Here is a 23,766-nt window from a genome sequence, read left to right as displayed (position 1 = left end):
GAGATAGACATGGATAAAACGATCGTGTTCAAGTGTGGAGGCAGTGTCATTCGAGAACTTTCCGATACCTTTTATGAAAATGTCCGCTCACTTCAAGCTGCTGGATTTAAACTGGCTATCGTACATGGCGGGGGCCCTGAAATCACGAGCATGCTGCAAAAATTAGAAGTGAAAACGGAATTTGTAGATGGACAGCGCAAAACAACAAAGCCGGTGTTAGAGGTAGCCGAAATGGTCCTTTCAGGAACGGTGAATAAATACTTTGTTTCAGAACTGGCAAAGCATGATATATCATCTGTCGGTGTATCTGGTAAAGATGGACAGATGCTTGTCGCCGATTTTCTCGATCAAGATGTATATGGGTACGTTGGCGAAATCAAAGAAGTCAATCCAGAGATGGCAGAAGCACTAATGGAGAAACAATTCATTCCCGTCATTGCGCCGCTATCTATGACCGAAGAATGCCAAACGTTAAATGTAAATGCTGATCTTGCAGCATCAGCAGTCGCAGGAGCTATGAAAGCTGATAAGCTCATGTTTGTCACAGATGTGGAAGGAATTTTAAAAAATGGAGAGCTGTTAGACGTTGTCACCGAACAAGAAGCTCTCAAGCTCATCGATGAAGGCATTATTTCCGGGGGAATGATTCCAAAAGTACAATCCGCGCTCAGTGCTTTATCAGGAGATGTGGATGAAGTCATGATTGTGAATGGAAAAGGCAGTATTTTTACAGGAGATACCTTTAAAGGAACTCGAATTGTAAAACAAAAGGAGGCGGTCCTGTGAGTCATCTTTTTCAAACATACGGACGGTGGAATGTTGAAATTAAAGAGGCAGAAGGTTCTTGGGCAGTTGATACAACTGGGAAAAAATATTTAGACTTTATACAAGGCATTGCGGTCACGAATTTAGGTCACAATCATCCAAAGGTCAATCAAGCCATCAAGAAGCAGCTTGACGAGGTCTGGCACGTATCAAATCTATTTGAAAATGGACTGCAAGAAAAAGCAGCGGAAAAGCTGGCAGCAAACAGTTCAGGAGATCTCGTATTTTTCTGCAACAGCGGGGCTGAAGCGAATGAAGGGGCTATCAAATTGGCCCGAAAAGCAACAGGTAAAACAAATATTGTGACGTTTTTGCACTCTTTCCATGGGCGCACGTATGCTGGTATGGCTGCCACAGGTCAAGATAAAATCAAAACTGGTTTTGGACCGATGCTGGAAGGCTTTCATTATGTACCGTTTAATGACCCTGAAGCGATTACAGCGTGTGAAATCGATGATGTCGCAGCTGTCATGCTGGAAGTGGTGCAAGGTGAAGGTGGAGTGAATCCAGCTACAGCTGAATTTCTAGAAGCCGTTCAAACGTTTTGCAAAAAACATCAAGCGCTGCTGATTGTAGATGAAATCCAAACGGGTATTGGGCGAACAGGGACAGCATTTGCCTATGAGCAATCGGGACTTGATCCTGATATTATTTCAGCCGCAAAAGGTTTAGGAAATGGGTTTCCAGTCGGTGCAGTGATAGGGAAAAAAGCTTTAGGGGATGCATTTTCTCCAGGCTCTCATGGCACAACATTTGGTGGCAACATGCTCGCTATGTCAGCTGTGAACGCAACTCTTGATGTGATATTCAAAGAAGACTTTCTTTCAGAAGTGAAAGAAAAGGGTGCGTATCTCTTAAAGAGACTGCAAGAAGTCAAACAGCTGAATATCGTGAAAGAAGTACGGGGCAAAGGATTAATGGCAGGGATTGAGTGTCACCAGCCAGTAGGTGATTACATCACAGCTCTTCGAGAGCAAGGTTTGCTGGTGCTTCCAGCTGGTCCGAATGTCATTCGTTTATTACCTCCACTGAATGTCAAAAAAGTTGAATTGGATCAAGCAATAGAAGCGGTCATTCAAGTGTTAGCAAATGAAACAGTAACGGTCTAAATTTTTTTGCATCGAAACGTATAAACATGCATTTATATTATTAATTATTCAATACGGGGTGACACAAGCATGAAAGGTTATTTAAATTTAGAAGATGGAGCCTCTTTTGAAGGAGATCTGACAGGAGAAGCTGGCATAACAGGTGAAGTGGTCTTTTTTACAGGGATGACAGGTTATCAGGAGGTGCTCACAGATCCTTCTTATAAAGGACAAATCATTGTCTTCACATATCCGCTCATCGGAAATTACGGCATCAATCATGAAGACTTTGAGAGCAAAAAACCACAAGTGAAAGCGGTCGTTGTCTATGAGGCAGCTGACCATTTTTCTCATCACCTTGCAGCCGTAAGCTTAAAAGATTATTTACAGAAGTGGAACATTCCGCTTCTTACACATACAGATACTCGTGCAGTCGTGCAGAACATTCGAGCAAATGGAACGATGAATGCAGTGCTTAGTTTAGACGAAAATGAAACGCCTCCTGCAATGAAGCAAGACAATGTGATTGAGCAGGTCACAGAAGATGAAGTATACACACAAGGAAGCGGCGAGGAACATGTAGCGCTCATTGATTTTGGCTTTAAAAAATCTATTGCGGACTCACTCGAAGCGCGCGGCTGTAAAGTCACAGTGATTCCGTACAAACAAATGGAAAAGGTATTTGATATCAAGCCAGATGCGATCCTTTTGTCAAATGGACCTGGAGATCCAAAAACAATGAAGCCATATTTAAAAACCATTCATGACATCATGATGACCTTCCCGACACTAGGCATTTGCTTAGGTCATCAATTAATTGCTCTTGCGCTTGGCGGGGATACGTATAAGCTTCCTTTTGGCCACCGCGGGGCGAATCATCCTGTACAAGATACAGAATCAAAACGTGTCTTTATGACAAGCCAAAATCATAGCTATGTGGTCAATGAAAAAAGCATGAATGACAAAGAAGTGGACGTCAAATTCCTCCACGTGAATGACGGATCTGTTGAAGGATTCATTCATAAAGAGAAGCTGATTATGTCCGTTCAATTTCATCCAGAAGCACATCCAGGCCCTGCAGAAAGTGAATGGGTATTCGATGATTTTATTGAGAAAGTGAAACAAGCAAGGAGAGAAGTCGCACATGCCTAAAGATCAAAGCATACAAACCATTCTAGTCATCGGGTCTGGTCCAATCATCATTGGTCAGGCAGCAGAATTTGATTACTCAGGAACCCAAGGTTGTATGGCCTTAAAAGAAGAAGGCTACAACGTCATCTTAGTGAATAACAACCCAGCAACCATTATGACAGACGAGTCATTTGCTGATGAAATTTATTTTGAACCGCTTTCAGTTGATTCAGTGACAAGAATCATTGAAAAAGAGAAACCAGATGGTCTTTTAGCCAATCTTGGCGGACAGACGGCTTTAAACCTTGCTGTCGAGCTGGAAAAAGCCGGTGTGCTGAAAAAGCATGGGGTAAAACTGCTCGGAACGTCAGTTGAAACAATTGAAAACGGTGAAGATCGTGAGAAATTCCGTGCTCTCATGAAGCATTTGAATGAACCTGTACCAGAAAGTGAAATTGTGGATAATGCGAAAGACGCCCTTCAATTTGCAAAAGAAGTGGGCTTTCCCGTCATTCTTCGACCAGCCTACACACTTGGTGGTAAAGGGGGAGGCATCGCTTTAACTGAAGAGGCTTTTAAACCGCTGATTGAAGGTGCTCTTCTAGCGAGTCCGATTCATCAGTGCTTAGTTGAAAAAAGCATTGCTGGCTTTAAAGAAGTCGAGTATGAGGTTATGAGAGATCGTCAAAATACGTGTATCACTGTATGTAACATGGAAAATATCGATCCAGTTGGTGTGCATACAGGTGACTCGATTGTCGTTGCACCGTCACAGACATTAACGGATCAGGATTATCAAATGCTCCGTTCAGCGAGCTTAAAAATCATTTCAGCGCTTGATGTCGTTGGCGGCTGTAATATCCAGTTCGCTCTTGATCCACTTAGCAAAGAATATTTTGTCATTGAGGTCAACCCTCGGGTCAGCCGGTCTTCTGCTCTTGCATCGAAAGCAACAGGCTATCCGATTGCCAAAATGGCGGCAAAACTTGCGGTCGGTTATACACTAGATGAATTGAAAAATCCGCTTACAGGAACAACGTATGCTAGCTTTGAGCCGGCACTCGATTATGTCGTGGTGAAATTCCCGCGCTGGCCGTTCGATAAATTTAAACAGGCAGACCGGAAATTAGGCACAAAAATGAAGGCGACTGGTGAAGTCATGGCGATTGACCGTAATTTAGAATCTGCCATTCAAAAAGCCGTCGCATCACTTGAAATCAAAACAAAGGGCTTCCACTTGCCTGAACTGAAAGAACATTCGACTGAACAGTTATTTGAATTAATCAAAACACCGGACGATCGCCGTTTCTTTGCTGTCATGGAGCTGCTTTCCAGACAAGAAACCGTTGAAACGATTCATGAAACGACGAAGATTGATCTGTTTTTCTTACATGTCTTCAAGAATATGATCACACTCGAACAAGAATTGAAGAATCATCAGGGGACGCTATCCAAAGACACTTTAAGAAAGGTGAAAGAAAAAGGTTTCCTTGATGAAACAATCGCTTCTCTGACGGATCGCAGTGAACAAGATATCAGACAGCTTCGCCAAGAGTATGGCATTGCCGCTTCATTTAAAATTGTCGATACATGTGCGGCTGAATTCGATGCAAAAACGAATTACTTCTATTCTACGTACTTTGGCAAAAGTGATGGAGAGCATCAAGAGAAAACAAAGCAGCGTGCACTCATCATTGGATCTGGTCCGATTCGAATTGGGCAAGGGGTCGAGTTTGATTATAGTGCCGTTCACGGCGTTCTTACTTTACAAAAGCTTGGATTTGAAACCATCATGATGAACAATAATCCAGAAACGGTTAGTACCGATTATGAGATTGCAGATCGTTTATACTTTGAGCCGATCACGTTAGAACATATTTTAAACGTAGTTGAAGCGGAGCAAATTGATTTTGTCATCGTTCAATTTGGCGGGCAGACAGCAATCAATGTGGCGGAAGGATTAGAAAAAGCCGGCGTTACCTTGTTAGGCACGTCCTTTGACACACTAGATGCATTAGAAGATCGCGATTTATTCTATCAGCTTCTTAATGAACTGAACCTTCCTCATGCAAAAGGAGATACAGCACATTCAAAAGAAGAAGCACTGGAGCATGCTGCAAGCATCGGGTACCCTGTTCTTATTCGTCCATCATATGTCATTGGGGGAATGGGCATGATCGTTGTCCATACAGAAGCTCAATTGGTAGCAATACTTGATCAGCCAGATCATTTACCTTATCCGATCTTAATTGATGAGTATGTCACTGGAAAAGAAGTGGAAGTGGATCTCATTTCAGACGGACAAACGACATTCATTCCAACAATCGTTGAGCATATTGAAAAAGCGGGCGTACACTCAGGTGACAGCTTTGCCATCTTACCAAGTGTCTCTATTAGTGAAGACATCAAAGAGCAGGTGTATAACGCTTCTGAACAAATCGCAAAGAAATTAGCTTTTAAAGGCATTATGAATATTCAATTTGTGATAAAAGGGAACCAGGCGCTCGTATTAGAGGTGAATCCTCGGGCAAGCCGGACTGTTCCAGTTGTAAGTAAAGTCATGGGTGTTGACATGATCCCAATGGCGACTCAGCTGTTAGCTGGTGCAACGCTTGAAGAATTGAAACCGGCAACGAAGAATAAGGGGGGCACAGCTGTTAAATTCCCAGTCTTCTCCTCACACGCCATTCAAGATATCGATTTAAAGCTCACACCTGAAATGAAGGCGACGGGTGAAGGAATGTGTGTAGGAAAGAACGTCGAAAGCGCCTTGAAAAAAGTGTTTGCACCGATCTGGAAACAGAAAGGAAGCCTCTTTATACAAGGCAGTGAATTATTCGTAGATGAAGCAAAACGAGCAGGCTTTGACGTCTGGACTGGCAGCTTTGAATCGTGGCTGCAACAAGACGATAAATCGCTTCACATTCATTTAGGTGATGATGAAGAGGCAAAAGAACAGCGTGTAAAAGCACTCACACATGGTGTTCAAGTTCTAACCGAATATGAAACAGCGCAAGCGTTCCTGCAAGGAAAAGATGGTGATGTATCACCAGTATCTCTCCACGAATTATATAAAAAGGAAGTGACGGCATGAGCCAAGTCGACGTGCAACCGGCATTATACGGAAAAGACTTTTTATCGTTAAAAGACTTTTCGATCAATGACATTGCGTACTTAATTGAAAAAGCAGAAGAAATGAAACAACATCCATATCAAGATTTATTCAAAGGAAAAACATTAGCGATGATCTTTGAAAAATCTTCAACTAGAACCCGTGTCTCGTTTGAAGCGGGCATGACGCAGCTAGGCGGACATGCGCTCTTCCTCAGCTCAAATGATCTGCAAATTGGCAGAGGAGAAACGATTGGTGATACAGCGCAGGTGCTGTCTGGGTATGTAGATGGCATTATGATTCGAACCTTTGAACATGAGAAGGTAGAAGAACTTGCAAAATACGCCTCTATTCCAGTGATCAACGGACTAACGGACTACTCTCATCCATGTCAGGCACTGGCTGATTTACTGACGATTAAAGAAGCAAAAGGCACACTAAAAGGTGTGAAAGTGGCGTACATCGGTGATGGGAATAATGTGGCTCATTCCTTAATGGTCGGCTGCGCGCAGTTAGGCTGTGACATTGCCGTTGCATCACCAAAAGGCTATGAACCTCTTCAAGAGGTGACAGAGACTGCCCAGGCGTTTGCAAAACAATCAGGCGCAGAAGTCATCGTCACAACAGATCCAGTAGCTGCTGTTCAGGATGCAGATGTCATTTATTCAGACGTATTTACAAGCATGGGACAGGAAGCTGAAACAGAGAAACGTCTAGCTGAATTTAAAGAATATCAAGTCAATGAGGAACTCATGCAACATGCAGCAGCAGATTATATCTTCCTTCATTGTTTGCCGGCACACCGCGGAGAAGAAGTGACGGCTGATATCATTGATGGACCACACTCTAAAGTATTCCAGCAAGCAGAAAATCGCCTGCATGTGCAAAAAGCGTTAATCAAAGAGCTCATGTATCAACAACCTAAATAAATCACAAGTGTCCCTGTCTCGACTGAGCAGGGACTTTTTACATGTTGGATTGGAGAGACAATGGACGGGACATAATAACATCAATCGAGAAAGGAGGATGGAAATGGGTCAACAGCATCAGTTTAAATCTGGTAATAAGGCACCTAATAATGGTGTTTATATCGAAATCGGTGAGACCGGTAGTATGGTGAAAGATCCTTTAAAGATAAAGCTTAAAGCAGGAGACGTCTTTCCAGATAACTCGAACCATAACCGCGTTTGGACTTACCAAAGAAAGCCGTAAGCAATTGACTAAGAGTCCATATGAATAAGTCTTTAGAGGCATGTGTCATGCCTCTTTTTTCTTTATAATAAAAAACAATTAAGTTCCAATTTTCAAATAAATAGTATGAAAAAAAGAAAGATTAAGGTAAAATATGTAAGAATAGTATAAGGTTGAAAGGATTTGTGTGATGGAAAAGATGAATCTCAGTGAAAGTGTTTGGAATAAACGCTTCACCTCATTGTTCATATCAAGACTCATAAAAAATACAGGAGAAAGTTTTGCTTTTACATCCGTTCTTTGGTTATTGATTTTAAGAGGGGATGGAGCGCTCGGTACCGGACTTCTTCTAGCAGTGACAGTTCTTCCTTCATCATTGTTGGCCCCAATACTAGGACCTCTTATGAAAAGACATCATTTATCTAAATGGATGTTTGCTTCAGATGTCATTCGAGCAACCATTGTACTCATTATTCCACTACTGCATTTTTCGCACATATTGCCTCTATGGTTATTGATCTCATTAATGGTTATTCAATCGGCAACAGGTGCAGCATATAACCCGGCTTCTGTGGCCATCCTGCCGCAGATTGTTCCAAAGCATCTCATTCAAAAAGCAAATGCGATCCTGCAATCATCTTTTGAAATTGTCGCACTTGCTGCGGTGATGGTCGCTGGTCTTTTGGTCAAATTAATTGGCCCTGCAGATACGCTCCTAATCACCACTGCTTTATTCATCATATCGGGCATGTTTATTATTGGCGTTAAACTGAAGAAGTCTGACGAAGAAAAAGCAGCAGGCATTAAACAAGCAAAGAATACATATCTGTATAACTTAAAAAGAGGCTTTCTAGTCGTTAAAAATCATCATATTTTATTTGCACTGACCCTTTATTGTATTTTAATGAATGTCGCCGCAGCTCCGTGGCAGGCATTATCCGCTGTATATGTAGCAGAAGCGCTGCAAAGTGATTCAATGGTGTATTCCATTTTAAGAGGTGTCGCCGCAGTCGGTGCGTTTATGATGGGCTTTGCACTGGCGAAGGTGAAAATCAAAAGGTTTGGCTTGTTCTTTATTGTCGCAGGCATGATTGAAGGAGCTGCATTCTTTATCACTGGAATGAGTACATGGCTTCCAGTCGTTCTTCTAGCTTCCTTTATTTTTGGTGCAGCCGTCAGTGCGATCAATGTTCCAGAGATGGTCATTATTCAAACGTCTGTTGACCAAGAAGATCAGCCGCAAGTATATGCCGTGATCAATGCGTCATCAAATGTCTTTCTCCCGCTTGCAGCCGTCATATCGGGCGTCCTGGCAGAACGCTTTGGAGCAGGACCTGTCATTGCGGGGGGTGGTGTGCTTGAAATTTTATCGGGCATTGCGATCTTCCTGTTCACAGGGCTTGCGAAAAGCCATTTGTCAGCAGACAAACAGAAGTCCGAAACGGTTGAGGTGTAACTCAAAAACCCCCTGTAATTGACGGCAGGGGGTTTTAGCGTGCGCTCTCAACTTCTGGTCATCATTCTGAAAAAAAGAAAAAGAGCTAACCTCAAATCATTAGCTCTTTTCCAGCAATATTAAGAATGTTCTGTTGAACTTTCTGTTTCTTTCATTGGACTTACTTCAGCAAAGATGAATAAAATAACCGTAAACACTATGGCAAGAATGGAAGTTAACGTAAAATCATAAGCAGCTCCATTCATAGATGCAACGATGTAACCAGCCATATGTGTCAGCAGAAAAGTCCAAATGAGGGTGATAATGTAATGCATTATTCCACCGTCCTTTATGTAACAATCTATTGACTATCATACCATAGATACGAGTTCAGAGAAAAGACTGTTTTCCGCCTTTATGTGACCATTTTGAGACCTTCTACTATAAAAATAAAAAGAATTCTTCTGTCTTTAGGGGATTTCCTTATTCCTACAAGAGTTGTTGTTCATATCATAGAAAGCAGAATCACTGAAAGGAGGCTGGCCATATGGGTGTAAGCGAACGTTTTTTCCAGCTTGGTTCCCAGTGGAACGTCATTCACCTTCCTCAAAAACCAAATGGCTTTGGCATTCTAATCCTCGGTGACCGAAATCACTTTGTGCAGGAAAATACATCATTCTGGCTTCAGCATTACGGAAGAAACCAGCTTTTAACTGCTTTAAAGGATGAAGGATATACATTGTTTAATAGTCATCTTCATGGGAATCACTGGGGATGTGAAGATGCTGTTTTTAGTGCGAAACAGCTTGTTCATCACACATTAAAACAAGAAATATTAAACCGGGAAATTCATGTGCTGGCAGAGGGAATGGGAGCACTTGTCGCCATGAGTCTTGCCGAAGAAATGCCAGAAGTGCTAAGGTCTATAGCCATGATGAATCCATGTTTACACCTGCAAGCACAAAGAGAAAGAGAAAAGGAACACAAATTTTTCTACAAACAGTTCATGAAAGAACTCGCACAGAGCTATGGGTGCTCTGCAAAGGAAGCGGAAACGTATCCACTTCCTTCTTGCCCCGTTCATTCAGCTCATGTACCGATTCATATATGGCAGAGACTAAACGGCGCACCGTATGCCTATGAACTACACGCAAAGCCTTTTATTGATCAGCATATGATGAATCCAGACCATTGTCAGATGGACCTTACCTTGCATATGTTTGATCATCCAAGAAGAATCTTTCAGTCCATTCACAAGTTTTATAAATCGCATGAAAGAGAATTGTAATGAATAGGATGATAACAGCCCTTCATGGAAAGGGCTCTTCTTTTTATTCGATATGCTAAAAAAGGGGACATGAACATGGAAACAGGACTGATCATAGGTGCAGATGAATTTTTTGGACTGACACTTTGTGAATATATGATGAAAGAGGGCATACAAGTGGATATCACATATCCTAAGGAGCAGTCAGAGGAGCAAAAAATGTTATTAGAAGAGCGGATGATGTGGCTCGGCCGCAATGATCTTGTCCGCGTTATTGATGGTCAAGTTAGGAAAGAGGCATATGACCTGATCTTTTTTCAATCAGATGATTCAATGAACAGAGAGACAGACCTCGAAGCGAAGCATGGCATATACCGCTTGTTTTACGAAGAACCCGAAAGTCATTCGCATGAACAAAGCGTTTCGGCTGTTATCCTTCCACGCATGTTTGGTCCGTGGACACTCCATGAAGAGAGACGAATAAAGGACGATCACGCATTTTTTGTAGAAGATGTCGCAAAGGAGCTTTTAAAGTGGGCACGGACTGATCAAAGGCAGGAAATGATCCATCAATTGAAGGTAGAAAGACAAACAGGTGACAAACAAGCAGAAGAAATCATAGCAGAATGGAAAAGACAAAACTCAACATTTTTCGACAAAAAGCAAGAATGATCTTCCATCTTATCTTTTTTCAGTATAAAATAAACCTATATTTAACATACAGGTTCATGCCTGCGTGTTGCAAAGGGAGTTGAACATGGCATGAAGTACCAGCGGCTTGTCATGATCTTTTCGTTCCTTCTTCTTATGCTATCTGCCTGCTCACAGGCGCCGTTAAAAGGACATATTGAGAAGGTGGGTTTACTCGTCCCCGATACGATTAATGATCAAGTTTGGGGAACGAAAGGTTATAAAGGCTTATTAAATATCCAATCAACATTTGGTGTAGATGTTTATTATAAGGAAGGGATGGTCGACAAGGAGAAAATCGTTGATGCCATTGAAGAATTTCATAAAAAAGGAGTCAATTTGATTATTGGCCATGGCAATGAATACAGCGAAATTTTCAACTTGATCAGTGAAGATTATCCGAAAACACAATTTATCACGGTCAATGGAGGCAAGCCTCAAGCTGATAATGTCACAAACGTCACGTTTAAAGGAGAAGCAATGGGCTTTTTCGGAGGCATGACAGCAGCACATATGTCCAAAACAAAAAAGATTGGTATTCTGGCTACATATGATTGGCAAAGTGAAGTAGACGGTTTTATCAAAGGTGCAAAATATCAGGACGAACATGTGCAAGTCCTAGCGGAATTTGTCGAAAACTGGGATGATGCTGACAAAGCGGTGAACCTCTATCAAAAATTGAAAAAACAAGGTGTAGATGTTGTGTATCCAGCAGGTGATGGTTATAATATCCCTGTCATTGAACAAATCAAAACCGACAATTTATCTGCGATCGGATATGTCACTGATCAATCCAACCTTGGAAGCCATACGGTGTTAACTAGCACTGTACAGCATGTCGATAAAGCGTACAGTATCATTGCGAAGAAGTTTAATGAAGGCAAGCTAAACGAACAAGGTGAGTACTCCTTTGACTTTAAAGAAGGAGTGATCGAAATGGGGAAATTTAGCTCAACCATAGACCGCGCTTTTGTGAAAGACATTGAGAAGGATATTGCGAATTACAAAAAAACAGGCAAATTGCCAAATGAAAAGTGAGGACGTTGAACATGCAACACGAAAAATCGATGGAGTTTTTACAAATTGCGATGAAGTATTTTCCACAAGCAAAAGAAGAATTAGATAAAGCAGGGATTCAGCTTGATCCACAAGCACTTCAGCCGCTTCTCTCTTTGTTTACATCTGTCATGCAAGAGGCATATGAGCTTGGAAAAGCAGATGCAGCATCAGAAAAAGCCACAGAATAGTGGCTTTCAGCGTGTAGACAAACCCTCGCATTCTTTGTCAGTCCTGCGCGCTGGTGCTCACGAATGACAAATTCGCTCCGCTCCAGTGCTCGTCCATCCTAGACTGCAAAGGTTTTCTATCACGCTGAGAAGAAGACAAAGGGCTAAAATATTTTAGCCCTTTGTCAACAATCAAAAAAAGCCACAGAATAGTGGCTTTTTTTTATGATAATTTTTTCTTGAAGGCACTAATCATAGGACCAACATCTTTAAACACAGGCTTCAGCTCATCGATGGAGTTCATAATGTTTCCAATTTGATTCATGACATGCATGTAGTCAATGGAGTCATCACTTGAAGAAGTCTCTGCACGCTCCTCCTTTTTTTCTGTCTTGCTTTTCTCCTTTTCAAGCGGCTGACCAAACATCATTGCTGAGAAAATATCCTTTTGCGCCATATCACATGTTCCTTTCTACTATTGGTATATCATTAATCTATGAAAAAAGTGAGAGGAAAGGTTAGACGTTTGTATTGCCAAGGAGAAAAAAATAAGGTAAAATTAGTACCAGATACTAATATAAGATCACAATATCACATGCTCGTATGAGTAAAAGGAGTCTTATTCAATGAATGCTGGAATTATTGGCCTTGGCCGCTATATACCTGAAAAAGTATTAACAAATCGTGATTTAGAAAAAATGGTTGAAACTTCTGACGAGTGGATTCGTACTAGAACAGGTATAGAAGAAAGAAGAATTGCATCTGATGATGTCAATACATCTCATATGGCGCTTGCTGCTGCAAAAAAAGCATTAGCTGACGCAGATGTGGCTGCAGAAGATATTGATATGATTCTTGTAGCGACAGTTACGCCAGATCAAGCATTTCCGACAGTCGCTTGTATGATTCAAGAGCAGCTCGGTGCACATAAAGCATGTGCAATGGATATTAGCGCTGCCTGCGCTGGCTTTATGTATGGGCTTGTTACTGGAAAACAATTTATCGAATCAGGCACTTACAAACACGTGCTTGTCGTTGGTGTAGAAAAGCTTTCTCGCATTACCGACTGGGATGACCGCAACACAGCTGTTTTGTTTGGAGATGGAGCAGGGGCTGCTGTACTAGGAACAGTCAGCGAAGGCAAGGGAATTCTATCATTTGAGCTTGGAGCCGATGGAAGCGGCGGGAAGCACTTGTACTTAGATGAAAAAGATCATACAATCATGAATGGAAGAGAAGTATTTAAATTTGCTGTGAGACAAATGGGCGAGTCAAGCGTAAACGTGATAGAAAAAGCTGGACTATCAAAAGAAGACGTAGACTTTTTGATTCCGCATCAAGCAAACATTCGCATTATGGAAGCAGCACGCGAACGCTTAGAGCTGCCAGTTGAAAAAATGTCGAAAACAGTCCATAAATATGGAAACACATCAGCAGCATCCATTCCAATTTCACTATGTGAAGAAATCGAAGCCGGAAAAATTCATGACGGCGATGTGATTGTAATGGTTGGTTTTGGTGGAGGATTAACGTGGGGCGCAATCGCTATGCGATGGGGCCGATAAAAGAGTGGGGTGCACAAATTAATGGATAAGAAACGAGTAGTTGTTACAGGATTAGGTGCTTTGACACCTCTTGGCAACGATGTAGAGACAACATGGAAAAATGCTGTAGCAGGTGTATCAGGTGTTGGCCCGATCACACGTGTTGATTCAAGTGAATATACAGCAAAAGTAGCAGCAGAACTAAAAGATTTTAACATCGAAGATTACATGGAGAAAAAAGAAGCGAGAAAGATGGCACGCTTCACACAATATGCAGTCGTTGCTGCTCAAAAGGCTTTAGAAGATTCACGCCTCGAAATTACAGATGAAAACGCACCTCGTGTTGGGGTATGGGTTGGATCTGGTATTGGCGGACTTGAAACATTCGAAGAGCAATTCGAAGTGTATTCGAATAAAGGAGCAAGACGCGTAAGCCCGTTCTTCGTTCCAATGATGATTCCAGACATGGCAACAGGCCAAATTTCAATTGCACTTGGCGCAAAAGGGGTTAACTCTTGTACTGTAACAGCATGTGCGACAGGAACAAACTCCATTGGTGATGCCTTTAAAGTCATTCAGCGCGGAGATGCAGATGCGATGATTACAGGTGGTACAGAAGCACCATTAACGAAAATGTCGTTTGCTGGTTTCTGTGCAAACAAAGCCCTTTCGACAAATCCTGATCCAGATACAGCAAGTCGTCCATTTGATAAAAACCGTGACGGATTTGTTATGGGTGAGGGAGCGGGAATTGTTGTTCTTGAAGAATTAGAGCATGCGTTAAAACGTGGTGCGACCATTTATGCAGAAATCGTTGGCTACGGCTCAACTGGAGATGCATACCATATCACAGCACCTGCTCCAAACGGAGAAGGCGGCGTACGTGCAATGAAAGAAGCCATTCGTGATGCAGGTTTAACAGTGGAAGAAATTGATTATATCAATGCCCACGGAACAAGCACACCGTATAATGATAAGTTTGAAACAATGGCGATTAAAGAAGTGTTCGGAGAGCATGCGAATCAGCTTGCGATCAGCTCGACAAAATCAATGACAGGTCATTTACTTGGCGCAGCAGGCGGAGTAGAAGCGATTTTCTCTGTTCTGGCGATTAAAGACAGTGTCATTCCGCCAACGATTAACCTTGAAACACCAGATGAAGAATGTGATCTTGATTATGTAGCAAATGAAGCACGTTCAAAAGAAGTACAAGTGGCTTTGAGCAACTCACTTGGTTTTGGCGGGCACAATGCGACAATTATCTTCAAAAAATACGAAGCGTAATATGTCTTAAGAAGGTGGCGATCTATAAACAGATCGCCGCCTTTTTGCATATGATGAAAATGGAGGTGTTCAGCGGTATGGGTCTGATCAATACACAATATCTCATCCAACAATCATCATCATTTCAGGAGCTGGCGGCACGTTTTGTCCCTTATTTTAAAGGAGCGGAGAAAAAAGAAGGATCATCTATTCTCGCCCATTTACAACATCACGGAATGGTTCGATCATGGAACGCCTGCCAGGAAATGATCGACAAGCTCAAAGAAAAAGGGTATTTCAAGCTTGTGATGAAAGAATACAAAGCGCTGCAAAAAAAGTGGGGAGGTCCTGATGTCCCTGTCTTTATTTTGCCTGTTAATGAGAGCAGCAAAGAGATCAGAGAACAATTTTACTTTCAATCCGGCATGGCATTTGATGACAAAATCTTTCTTTTTTTATCCCCGCATACACCGAAGGAGCGAATCGGTACGTTGCTGACGCATGAATATCACCATGTATGCAGGTTGCATTTTCTCACGAAAGAAGAAAAAGATTTTACATTCCTTGATACAATCATGATGGAGGGGCTCGCTGAATATGCTGTGTATCATAGATATGGAGAAAGCTATACAGCAAAGTGGACGACTTTATATGACGAATCGCAGCTGCAGCGCATGTACAAGAAATGGGTATCCAGTCACCTTTATCAGAAAGTGCAGGACGACGAAAGGCTGATACAGAATCTCCTTTATGGAAAAGGGAACTACCCCAAAATGCTTGGCTATGCCACTGGATTTTATATCGTGAAAAAGTATTTCGATGAGCACCGAATCAGCGAGGAGTCTATGATTGCGGAGCCAGCGGAAACGTTTTTAAAGGCGATAGAATGATAAAGACAATCATTCACAAAAAAAGTGACATATTACAATTTTACTAAATACTTCTTGATTTCGTCATGCTGATGTAATAATATACAAATATAAATTTTGATAATTCTTTTTATTCTAAAAAGACGGAATTTTTCGATTCGGTTCATTTGATCTATGGAGAAAGGGGCGAATGCATGAGCACACTGCTTGAAGTGCAAAACTTAAAAACCTATTTTTTTCGAAAAAAGGAACCAATACCTGCTGTTGATGGCGTTGATTTTAGTATCAAAAAAGGGGAAACAGTCGCATTAGTCGGTGAGTCTGGGTCTGGTAAAAGTATTACGTCTTTATCCATCATGGGTCTGATTAATGGGACTGGTGGGAAGATTATGGATGGTTCCATTAAGCTTGATGGAAAAGACCTTGTTACATATAGTGAAAAGGAATTGTGCAGTATTCGCGGTAATGATGTATCCATGATCTTTCAGGAACCCATGACCTCACTTAATCCCGTCTTAACCATCGGGGAACAAATAACAGAAATCCTCATTTACCACAAAAAACTTTCAAAAAAAGAAGCGACCAAAAAAGCGATTGACTTGCTAAAGCTTGTAGGCTTTTCCAGGCCAGAACAAATCATCAAAGATTACCCGCACCGTTTATCCGGCGGTATGCGTCAACGAGTCATGATCGCCATTGCGCTAAGCTGTGATCCGAAGCTCCTCATTGCGGATGAGCCGACTACTGCTCTTGATGTGACCATACAAGCCCAGGTGCTGACCTTAATGAAAGATTTATGTTCGACCTTTGGTACATCTATACTTCTCATTACGCACGATTTAGGTGTTGTGTCGGAAGTAGCAGACCGCGTCATTGTCATGTACTGCGGACAGGTTGTTGAAAATGGAACCGTTGAAGAGTTGTTTGATCAGCCGCTTCACCCATACACAGAAGGACTGCTTGAATCCATTCCGGTCATTGACGGAGACATTCAGCCATTAACAGCGATAAAAGGAAATGTCCCTGCGCCAGATCAGCTTCCCGCAGGATGCCGTTTTGCGCCTAGATGCCCGAAAGCCATGGAACGATGCATAGGTGAATTGCCCAAACTGACAACCTATGAAAATGGTAGAAGCGTCAGGTGTTTCTTATATGAGGAGGCAAGCCAAACATGACACTTGCTGAAAATCAACCATACATGACAGATCGATCTGAGAAAGAAACCATCCTGGAATTAAAAAATATACGAAAACACTTTCCGATTAAAGCTGGCGTGCTGCAAAAGAAAGTAGGAGCAGTCAAAGCGGTTGACGGCATCGACTTAAACATTTATAAAGGCGAAACGTTAGGCATCGTTGGAGAGTCTGGATGCGGTAAATCCACATTAGGACGGACGATGATTCGTTTATATGAACCAACAGAAGGACAAATTCTATTTAAAGGGCAAGATATCTCTCATGTATCTGAATCAAAACTAAGACAATCAACAAGGAAAAACATCCAAATGGTTTTTCAAGATCCCTTTGCATCACTCAACCCTAGAAAAACACTTCGAAGTATCATCAAAGAACCCTACAAAACACATCACTTATATTCCTTAAAAGAAAGAAATGAAAAAGTAGAACAGCTTTTATCCAAAGTCGGTCTTCACCCAAGTTTTGCGAATCGATACCCGCACGAATTTTCCGGTGGACAAAGGCAGCGGATCGGTATCGCTCGTGCACTTGCCATGAATCCTGAAATGATCATAGCAGATGAGCCTGTTTCAGCGCTTGACGTCTCCATTCAGGCGCAGGTCATCAATTTGATGGAAGAGCTACAAGAAGAGTTTGACCTCACCTATCTCTTTATCTCTCACGATCTCAGTGTGGTCCGCCACATTAGTGATCGAGTGGGCGTCATGTATCTTGGCAAAATGATGGAACTGGCGGATAAGCATAGCCTGTACGATGATCCGCTTCATCCGTATACGCAGGCGCTTTTATCTTCCGTTCCAGTCACCCGTAAAAAAGGTCAGGTGAAAAGGGAACGGATTATGCTGCAAGGGGATTTACCAAGCCCTGCAAATCCGCCAAAAGGTTGTGTATTTCATACAAGATGTCCACATGCGAAAGAAGTTTGTAAAGAAAAAGTACCACAATTTCAAGAGTTAAAAACGAACCACTTTGTGGCCTGCCACCTCTACGACGCTTGATCACGCTTGTATGATCTCATCTTTGAGAGGGGGGATGAAACGGGCTTCTGTCATCATTTTTTAAAAAAGATAGGGGGAATTGTCTATGAAAGATAGAAAGACAAAGTCCATTTTGGTCAGTTTGCTGCTGATCTTTACATTGATCCTTGCTGCTTGTTCTGGTGGAAATAAAACGTCTGGAGAGAGTGAAAAGAAATCCACAGGTAAACCTGTACAAGGCGGCGATCTTGTCATTGGTTCGATTGCAGAGCCTACATTATTTAACTCACTTTACTCAACAGACGTGGCAAGTTCTGATATTGAAGAAAGAATCTATAGCTTTTTGCTGCAAACAGATGGAAAGCTAAACCCACAGCTGGCGTTGGCAGAAGATATTAAAGAATCCGATGACGGCAAACAGTTTGATGTGACCATTAGAAAAGGCGTGAAGTTTCATGATGGAGAAGAACTGACGGCTGATGATGTTGTGTTTACATACAGCATTCCGATCAATAAGGATTACAATGGTGAGCGTGGATCAGGCTTTGAAGTATTAGAGTCTGTCAAAAAAACAGGGGACTATTCGGTCGAATTTAAGCTGAATAAAAAAGATCCATATTTTTATAATGTCACGCTAGGAAGCTATGGCATTTTACCAAAGCATATTTTAGGTGATGTCCCTATAAAGGATCTTGGCGAAAATGAATTTAACCGAAAAAATCCAATCGGCTCCGGCCCATTTAAATTTGCCGAGTGGAAAGAAGGGGACTATGTCAAACTAGAAGCTTTTGATGATTATTGGGATGGACGCCCATACCTTGATACAGTCACCATTAAAACGATTCCTGATCAAAATGCAGCCATGGCGCAGCTATCCGCAGGTGATATTGATTTCTTTGCAGTGCCTGGAGCAGAACTGCAAACAGCTGAAAAAGTAAGTAACATCAAAATCGAATCTGATCTAGGGCTTAATTATTCATATATTGGCTGGAATCAGAAAAACGAACTGTTCAAAAGCAAAAAAGTCCGCCAAGCGCTTACCCATGCCATTGACCGTCAAACAATTGTCGATCAAGTGTTAGATGGAGACGGGAAAGTAGCCAACATCCCAGAAAGCCCGCTGTCATGGAACTACCCTAAAAATGAAAATGTCCCAGTATTTGAATTTGATCAAGAAAAAGCGAAAAAGATGCTGAAGGAAGAGGGCTGGGAGGATACAGATGGAGACGGTTATCTTGATAAAGACGGTAAGAAGTTCTCCTTCGTTTTGAAGACGAACCAAGGAAACAAAGTCCGTGAAGATATTGCTGTCGTTGTCCAGCAGCAGCTCAAAGAAATTGGCATCGAAGCAAAACCGCAAATTGTGGAGTTCAGTGCATTAATCGAACAAACAACTCCGCCAAAATGGGATTATGATGCGTTATTACTCGGCTGGAGCTTAGCGACATTCCCTGACCAATACAGCATTTTCCATTCAAGTCAGTCTGAAAAAGGCTTAAATAACATTTGGTATAAAAATGAAGAAGTCGATAAACTGCTAGTTGATGCCAAAAACTTGAGTGATCGAAAAGAGTATTCAAAGGCGTATGAAAAAATTTATGAGCTGATTGCAGAAGACCAGCCGTATACTTTCCTTTATTATGCCAACTCACATCGCGCGATGCCATCTAATCTACAAGGCTACTCTTACCACCCGAAAGATGAATATTACAAAATCGAAAAATGGTGGATTGAACAGTAGTCTGCAAGTGAAGAAGGGGAGGTGTCTCCCCTTTTTTCATCATAGTATGGCCATCCGATGAAAAAGGAGTTGTGCACATGGTTACATATATCATTAGAAGGACACTTCTTTCTATCCCGATTTTGTTTGGTATTACGATTTTGTCCTTTGCGATTATGAAAGCAGCACCAGGCGATCCGATGTCACTCATGATGGACCCAACCATTAGTGCCGCAGACCGGGAAGCCTTTATTGATAAGTACGGCTTGAACGATCCTGAATATGTGCAATATATGAAATGGCTCGGTAATATGCTTCAAGGTGACTTTGGCACATCCATCGTAAAAAAAGGAACGCCCGTGGCTGATTTGATTTTTGCCCGGCTGCCAAATACCCTCATCCTCATGATCTTTTCTACATTAGTTGCCCTGATCATTGCCATCCCATTTGGTGTTCTTTCAGCAAAACGTCCGTATACAAAACTTGACTATGGTATTACGGTTACATCATTTATCGGACTGGCTATTCCGAATTTCTGGTTTGGTTTGATCCTTATAATGGTGTTATCAGTGAATTTAGGATGGTTTCCGACCGGGGGTGTCTCTACCTTAAATGCAGATTTTAATCTATTTGACCGGCTTCATCATATTATTTTACCTGCCTTTGTTTTAGCAACGGCTGATATGGCCGGCCTTACACGTTATACAAGGTCAAGTATGCTCGATGTGATGTGGCAGGATTACATTCGTACGGCGCGAGCGAAAGGTTTTAGAGAGAACAAAGTCATCTTCAAACATGGATTGAGAAACGGTCTGATGCCTGTTATTACGATCTTTGGACTCATGATTCCATCCTTTATTGGCGGCGCAGTCGTGGTGGAACAAATCTTCACATGGCCAGGGCTTGGGAAGCTGTTTATCGATTCTGCTTTTTCAAGAGATTATCCCGTCATTATGGCGATGACTGTTATTTCTGCTGTGCTCGTGGTCGTTGGAAACTTAATAGCGGATATTCTCTATGCGATCGTTGATCCGCGTATTGAATATTAGAAGGGAGCTGAAGCACAATTGGCACAACCTAATATGGGAACACCTCCTGTTGATCTCAAATTAAAAGAAGGCCTTCCGCCAAAACCAGAGACGATGCTTCGTTTATTTTGCGAGAAATTTTTCAAAAATAAATTGGCGGTTGCCGGCTCCGCTATTTTATTGGTCATTATCTTTTCCGCTATTTTCGCCCCGGTGATCGCACCTTACGCACCGGAACAGCAAGACTTATTGAAACGGCTACAGCCTCCAAGTGCAGAGCATTTTATGGGAACCGACAAGTTTGGCCGAGATATTTTTTCAAGGGTGCTATACGGAGCGAGGGTGTCTCTATTAGTTGGCTTTGTCTCAGTAGTCGGAGCCATCACCATTGGTACCGTCATTGGGGCGGTAGCGGGATACTTTAAAGGCTTTGTCGATTCTGTGCTCATGAGAATGGTGGATGTGGTATTGTCTATTCCAGATATTTTTCTCTTGATCACGCTAGTGACAATTTTTAAACCGGGTATTGATAAATTGATTTTAATCTTTGCGCTGACTGGCTGGACAACAACCGCCAGGCTGATCCGCAGTGAATTCTTGTCACTTCGCACAAGAGAATTCGTACTCGCAGCAAGAACGATCGGAACGAAAAACCATGTCATCATCTTTTCGCATATTTTACCGAACTGTATCGGCCCTATTATTGTGTCTGCTACATTAAAAGTCGGTTCTGTTATTTTAGCTGAGTCGACACTTAGCTATCTAGGGTTCGGCATCCAGCCTCCAACGGCGAGCTGGGGAAACATGCTTCAAGATGCACAAAATTTCTCCATTATGGTGCAAGCATGGTGGTATCCACTGTTCCCAGGTTTACTGATTCTACTTACCGTTTTATGCTTTAACTTCTTAGGTGATGGACTGAGAGATGCCCTTGATCCTAAAAAGCTAAAATAAGGTTCTGCTTATAGAAAATCGTGAAAGGACTCTGCGAGACGTTCTCCTTTTCCTAGGAAATAAAGCCGTCCTTCCATCAGGGAGAAGTTTTAATAAAGTTGGAATAATTTCTCTATCCCTTGCCCATACTGTGGACAACAGTTTTTAAAAAGTGAGGGATTGGTTATGTTATTTCTTCATGACGTATGGGTGAATTGGTTTGAAGGGGAAGAGAATGGCTATAATGTGTGCCATTTTCATGAGTGGCGCAAGGAGGACAGCGTGGAGCTGTTAGATCAAGTACCTTTACTCAAGGTGCAGAGTCCTTTGTTTGATTACATAGAGAATGATCTATCAGAGCTGCCGAAGACGCTGCTAGAGTCTGTATTTGAGAAATCATATATTCGAAAAAATCATGAACGCCGTAAATTAGAGTATTGCTTTGTGGTCACGGACGGGATTAGAATCATCGCTGTGGATACGATTGGTTATTCCATCCCTGTGAGAAAGAGCCGATTGATTCCAAGACAGGAGCAATTGGTGTATGAAATGGTGAAAGATGTGAAGGCAGAGGAGTATGAATTCACAACAGATAGCCTTGAATCGACGAAAGAATATCACATCCTATCATTACCACCGCAGCATATCAGCGGATTAACGAGAAAAGAAAGACAGCTGAAGCAGCTGATGTTTATGGCGCTAGATCAACTAAAGGGGCTTCAAAATCGGGCAGAAATTGCCTATTGGTATACAGAATGGAATCCGCGCATGTACAACCAGATCAAACGAATGTCTTTCGAGGAAATTTGGAACATGCTTTATAACGAAACCATTGATGGATGGTCAGAAAACCATTTAGCCTTTTGTGAAAAAATGATTAAAGGACAGCCATTTTTTGAAAAACTTTGGGAAATGGAAAACGAATCAAAAGTGAATTAGAAAAAGCTTGCAGCTGAATATGCTGCAAGCTTGTTTTATTTGCGTTTCCGGCCAAGACCCATCGCATTCTCCATTTTTTTCAGCATTTTGTTTGCCGCACGGTTAGCCTTTTCAGCACCTTCATCTAAAATGCGGTCAAGCTCATCTGACTCAATGAGTTCATAATAGCGATCTTGAATCGGTTTTAAAGCATCCACGACAACGTTCGCAAGATCTCCCTTAAATTCACCATAACCTTTGCCTTCGTATTTTTGTTCAAGCTCTGCAATCGATACGTTCCCTAATACAGAATAAATCGTCAGCAAGTTGGCAATTCCAGGTTTGCTTTCTTTGTCATATTTGACGATGCCTTCTGAATCAGTCACAGCACTTTTGATTTTCTTTTCAAGCTGTTTTGGCTCATCTAATAAGGTAATGAAGGATTTTTGGTTCGGATCAGATTTGCTCATCTTTTTCGTTGGGTCAGTTAAAGACATAATCCGAGCGCCTTCTTTTGGAATTTTGACTTCAGGTACAGTGAAGATGTCATTGTACTTTCGGTTAAAGCGTTCAGCAAGCGTTCTCGTTAATTCAAGATGTTGCTTTTGATCTTCTCCTACAGGAACTAAGTCCGTACCGTATAACAAAATATCGCCAGCCATTAATGGCGGATACGTTAATAGTCCTGAAACGACCGCTTCCTTACCAGCAGATTTGTCCTTAAATTGAGTCATTCTTTCTAATTCCCCAATATAAGCGACACATTGTAGCATCCATCCTGCCTGGGCGTGGGCAGGTACCTCTGATTGGATAAACAATGTTGCCTTCTCTGGATCAAGTCCCACTGCCAAATAAAGAGCGGCTAAGCTTCTAATATTTTGTCGAAGGGCTAAACGATCCTGACTCACCGTAATGGCATGCTGATCGACCACACAAAAGTAGCCGTTGTAATCATGCTGAAGATCGACAAATTGCTTCATCGCTCCAATGTAGTTCCCCAATGTCACAGAACCGCTAGGCTGAATGCCTGAGAAAATCGTCTTTTTTGTCATACTAAAACCTCTTTTCTTCAATATAAAAAGGCCCACCCGTCACTTTTCAACAGAAAAGGGACGAATGAACCGTGGTACCACCCTTGTTATTTCAATACGAAATCACTCAAGACGTTGATATCGGAGACTGCTCCGTCTAAGCCTACTAACTCTGTCAAGTGTTCGGTTAGCTGCTCCAAAGCCCATTCCATACATGCCATTATCTGCTTGCACCAACCGCAGACTCTCTGTAAATGGTGAATATATGTACTCTTCTTTTTCATTGCAACAGTATGTCTATCTATTATAAAGGATGACCATG

General features: G+C 41.9%; 23 protein-coding genes and 1 other annotated feature. Of the genes, 20 read left to right on the top strand and 3 right to left on the bottom strand.

The window, feature by feature from the left end; genetic code table 11:
- Window positions 1–9: 9 nt before the first annotated feature.
- The 7 genes from argB to LCD32_RS00525 all read left to right on the top strand — a co-directional run bounded on the left by argB (window position 10) and on the right by LCD32_RS00525 (window position 8,803).
- Window positions 10–786: an acetylglutamate kinase gene (argB, locus tag LCD32_RS00555; protein WP_017360181.1), complete on the top strand. Its 777-nt coding sequence runs from the start codon at window positions 10–12 to the stop codon at window positions 784–786.
- The gene (locus tag LCD32_RS00550) at window positions 783–1,934 is read left to right on the top strand and encodes an acetylornithine transaminase (RefSeq protein WP_017360180.1); all 1,152 of its coding nucleotides are present in this window, start codon (window positions 783–785) and stop codon (window positions 1,932–1,934) included. Before argB ends, LCD32_RS00550 begins: the two co-directional genes overlap by 4 nt.
- A gap of 69 nt (window positions 1,935–2,003) precedes the next feature.
- A complete protein-coding gene (locus tag LCD32_RS00545; RefSeq protein WP_060780960.1) occupies window positions 2,004–3,065 on the top strand; it encodes a carbamoyl phosphate synthase small subunit in 1,062 nt (353 codons plus the stop codon).
- A complete protein-coding gene (locus LCD32_RS00540; RefSeq protein WP_060780961.1) occupies window positions 3,058–6,138 on the top strand; it encodes a carbamoyl phosphate synthase large subunit in 3,081 nt (1,026 codons plus the stop codon). Before LCD32_RS00545 ends, LCD32_RS00540 begins: the two co-directional genes overlap by 8 nt.
- On the top strand, window positions 6,135–7,085 hold the full coding sequence (gene argF, locus LCD32_RS00535) for an ornithine carbamoyltransferase (RefSeq protein WP_017360177.1): 951 nt from the start codon (window positions 6,135–6,137) through the stop codon (window positions 7,083–7,085). Before LCD32_RS00540 ends, argF begins: the two co-directional genes overlap by 4 nt.
- 103 nt (window positions 7,086–7,188) lie before the next feature.
- A complete protein-coding gene (locus tag LCD32_RS00530) occupies window positions 7,189–7,368 on the top strand; it encodes a YjzC family protein (protein ID WP_008348517.1) in 180 nt (59 codons plus the stop codon).
- Window positions 7,369–7,537: 169 nt separating this feature from the next.
- Window positions 7,538–8,803 (top strand): MFS transporter, encoded by a 1,266-nt coding sequence (locus LCD32_RS00525; protein WP_008348516.1) that lies wholly within the window; start codon window positions 7,538–7,540, stop codon window positions 8,801–8,803.
- A 119-nt stretch (window positions 8,804–8,922) separates the two neighbouring features.
- Here LCD32_RS00525 and LCD32_RS00520 read toward each other — a convergent pair whose 3' ends face one another.
- A complete protein-coding gene (locus tag LCD32_RS00520) occupies window positions 8,923–9,117 on the bottom strand; it encodes a YjzD family protein (RefSeq protein ID WP_008348514.1) in 195 nt (64 codons plus the stop codon).
- Window positions 9,118–9,329: 212 nt separating this feature from the next.
- Between LCD32_RS00520 and LCD32_RS00515 the strand changes: the two genes are divergently transcribed.
- The 4 genes from LCD32_RS00515 (at window position 9,330) to LCD32_RS00500 (ending at window position 11,986) form a co-directional block, all read left to right on the top strand.
- On the top strand, window positions 9,330–10,070 hold the full coding sequence (locus tag LCD32_RS00515; RefSeq protein WP_007499048.1) for a hypothetical protein: 741 nt from the start codon (window positions 9,330–9,332) through the stop codon (window positions 10,068–10,070).
- 75 nt (window positions 10,071–10,145) lie between these two features.
- Entirely contained in the window at window positions 10,146–10,721 is a 576-nt protein-coding gene (locus LCD32_RS00510; RefSeq protein ID WP_060780962.1) for a hypothetical protein, read from the top strand.
- A gap of 90 nt (window positions 10,722–10,811) precedes the next feature.
- Window positions 10,812–11,777 (top strand): BMP family ABC transporter substrate-binding protein, encoded by a 966-nt coding sequence (locus tag LCD32_RS00505; protein ID WP_017360174.1) that lies wholly within the window; start codon window positions 10,812–10,814, stop codon window positions 11,775–11,777.
- A gap of 11 nt (window positions 11,778–11,788) precedes the next feature.
- A complete protein-coding gene (locus tag LCD32_RS00500) occupies window positions 11,789–11,986 on the top strand; it encodes a ComZ family protein (RefSeq protein WP_008348507.1) in 198 nt (65 codons plus the stop codon).
- Between the two features lie 202 nt (window positions 11,987–12,188).
- Here LCD32_RS00500 and LCD32_RS00495 read toward each other — a convergent pair whose 3' ends face one another.
- Window positions 12,189–12,422 carry a hypothetical protein gene (locus LCD32_RS00495; RefSeq protein ID WP_008348506.1) on the bottom strand — a complete coding sequence of 78 codons (234 nt, stop codon included), beginning with the start codon at window positions 12,420–12,422 and terminating at the stop codon, window positions 12,189–12,191.
- 169 nt (window positions 12,423–12,591) lie between these two features.
- Between LCD32_RS00495 and LCD32_RS00490 the strand changes: the two genes are divergently transcribed.
- The 9 genes from LCD32_RS00490 to LCD32_RS00450 all read left to right on the top strand — a co-directional run bounded on the left by LCD32_RS00490 (window position 12,592) and on the right by LCD32_RS00450 (window position 22,434).
- A complete protein-coding gene (locus LCD32_RS00490) occupies window positions 12,592–13,530 on the top strand; it encodes a beta-ketoacyl-ACP synthase III (protein ID WP_008348504.1) in 939 nt (312 codons plus the stop codon).
- Between the two features lie 21 nt (window positions 13,531–13,551).
- Window positions 13,552–14,793 carry a beta-ketoacyl-ACP synthase II gene (gene fabF, locus LCD32_RS00485; RefSeq protein ID WP_008348501.1) on the top strand — a complete coding sequence of 414 codons (1,242 nt, stop codon included), beginning with the start codon at window positions 13,552–13,554 and terminating at the stop codon, window positions 14,791–14,793.
- 77 nt (window positions 14,794–14,870) lie between these two features.
- On the top strand, window positions 14,871–15,662 hold the full coding sequence (locus LCD32_RS00480) for a DUF2268 domain-containing protein (protein WP_060780965.1): 792 nt from the start codon (window positions 14,871–14,873) through the stop codon (window positions 15,660–15,662).
- 173 nt (window positions 15,663–15,835) lie between these two features.
- Window positions 15,836–16,816: an ABC transporter ATP-binding protein gene (locus tag LCD32_RS00475; RefSeq protein ID WP_017367010.1), complete on the top strand. Its 981-nt coding sequence runs from the start codon at window positions 15,836–15,838 to the stop codon at window positions 16,814–16,816.
- A gap of 23 nt (window positions 16,817–16,839) precedes the next feature.
- Window positions 16,840–17,835 carry an ABC transporter ATP-binding protein gene (locus LCD32_RS00470; protein WP_029575386.1) on the top strand — a complete coding sequence of 332 codons (996 nt, stop codon included), beginning with the start codon at window positions 16,840–16,842 and terminating at the stop codon, window positions 17,833–17,835.
- Window positions 17,836–17,920: 85 nt separating this feature from the next.
- Window positions 17,921–19,555 carry a peptide-binding protein gene (locus LCD32_RS00465; protein ID WP_224562542.1) on the top strand — a complete coding sequence of 545 codons (1,635 nt, stop codon included), beginning with the start codon at window positions 17,921–17,923 and terminating at the stop codon, window positions 19,553–19,555.
- Window positions 19,556–19,632: 77 nt separating this feature from the next.
- Window positions 19,633–20,583: an ABC transporter permease gene (locus LCD32_RS00460; protein WP_224562539.1), complete on the top strand. Its 951-nt coding sequence runs from the start codon at window positions 19,633–19,635 to the stop codon at window positions 20,581–20,583.
- Between the two features lie 33 nt (window positions 20,584–20,616).
- The gene (gene opp4C, locus LCD32_RS00455) at window positions 20,617–21,516 is read left to right on the top strand and encodes an oligopeptide ABC transporter permease (RefSeq protein ID WP_008348491.1); all 900 of its coding nucleotides are present in this window, start codon (window positions 20,617–20,619) and stop codon (window positions 21,514–21,516) included.
- 165 nt (window positions 21,517–21,681) lie between these two features.
- Window positions 21,682–22,434 (top strand): YjbA family protein, encoded by a 753-nt coding sequence (locus LCD32_RS00450; RefSeq protein ID WP_008348490.1) that lies wholly within the window; start codon window positions 21,682–21,684, stop codon window positions 22,432–22,434.
- Window positions 22,435–22,469: 35 nt separating this feature from the next.
- On the opposite strand, the gene trpS is transcribed toward LCD32_RS00450, so the two are convergent.
- Window positions 22,470–23,465 (bottom strand): tryptophan--tRNA ligase, encoded by a 996-nt coding sequence (gene trpS / locus LCD32_RS00445; protein ID WP_206114275.1) that lies wholly within the window; start codon window positions 23,463–23,465, stop codon window positions 22,470–22,472.
- 53 nt (window positions 23,466–23,518) lie between these two features.
- Window positions 23,519–23,737: a binding site (T-box leader), on the bottom strand.
- Between the last annotated feature and the right edge of the window lie 29 nt (window positions 23,738–23,766).

The sequence above is a fragment of the Bacillus sp. RSS_NA_20 genome (assembly GCF_020165915.1).
Lineage (GTDB): Bacteria > Bacillota > Bacilli > Bacillales > Bacillaceae > Bacillus > Bacillus altitudinis.
The sequence above is the reverse complement of the archived record's forward strand: the minus strand, read 5'-3'. Positions and strand labels throughout refer to the sequence as shown.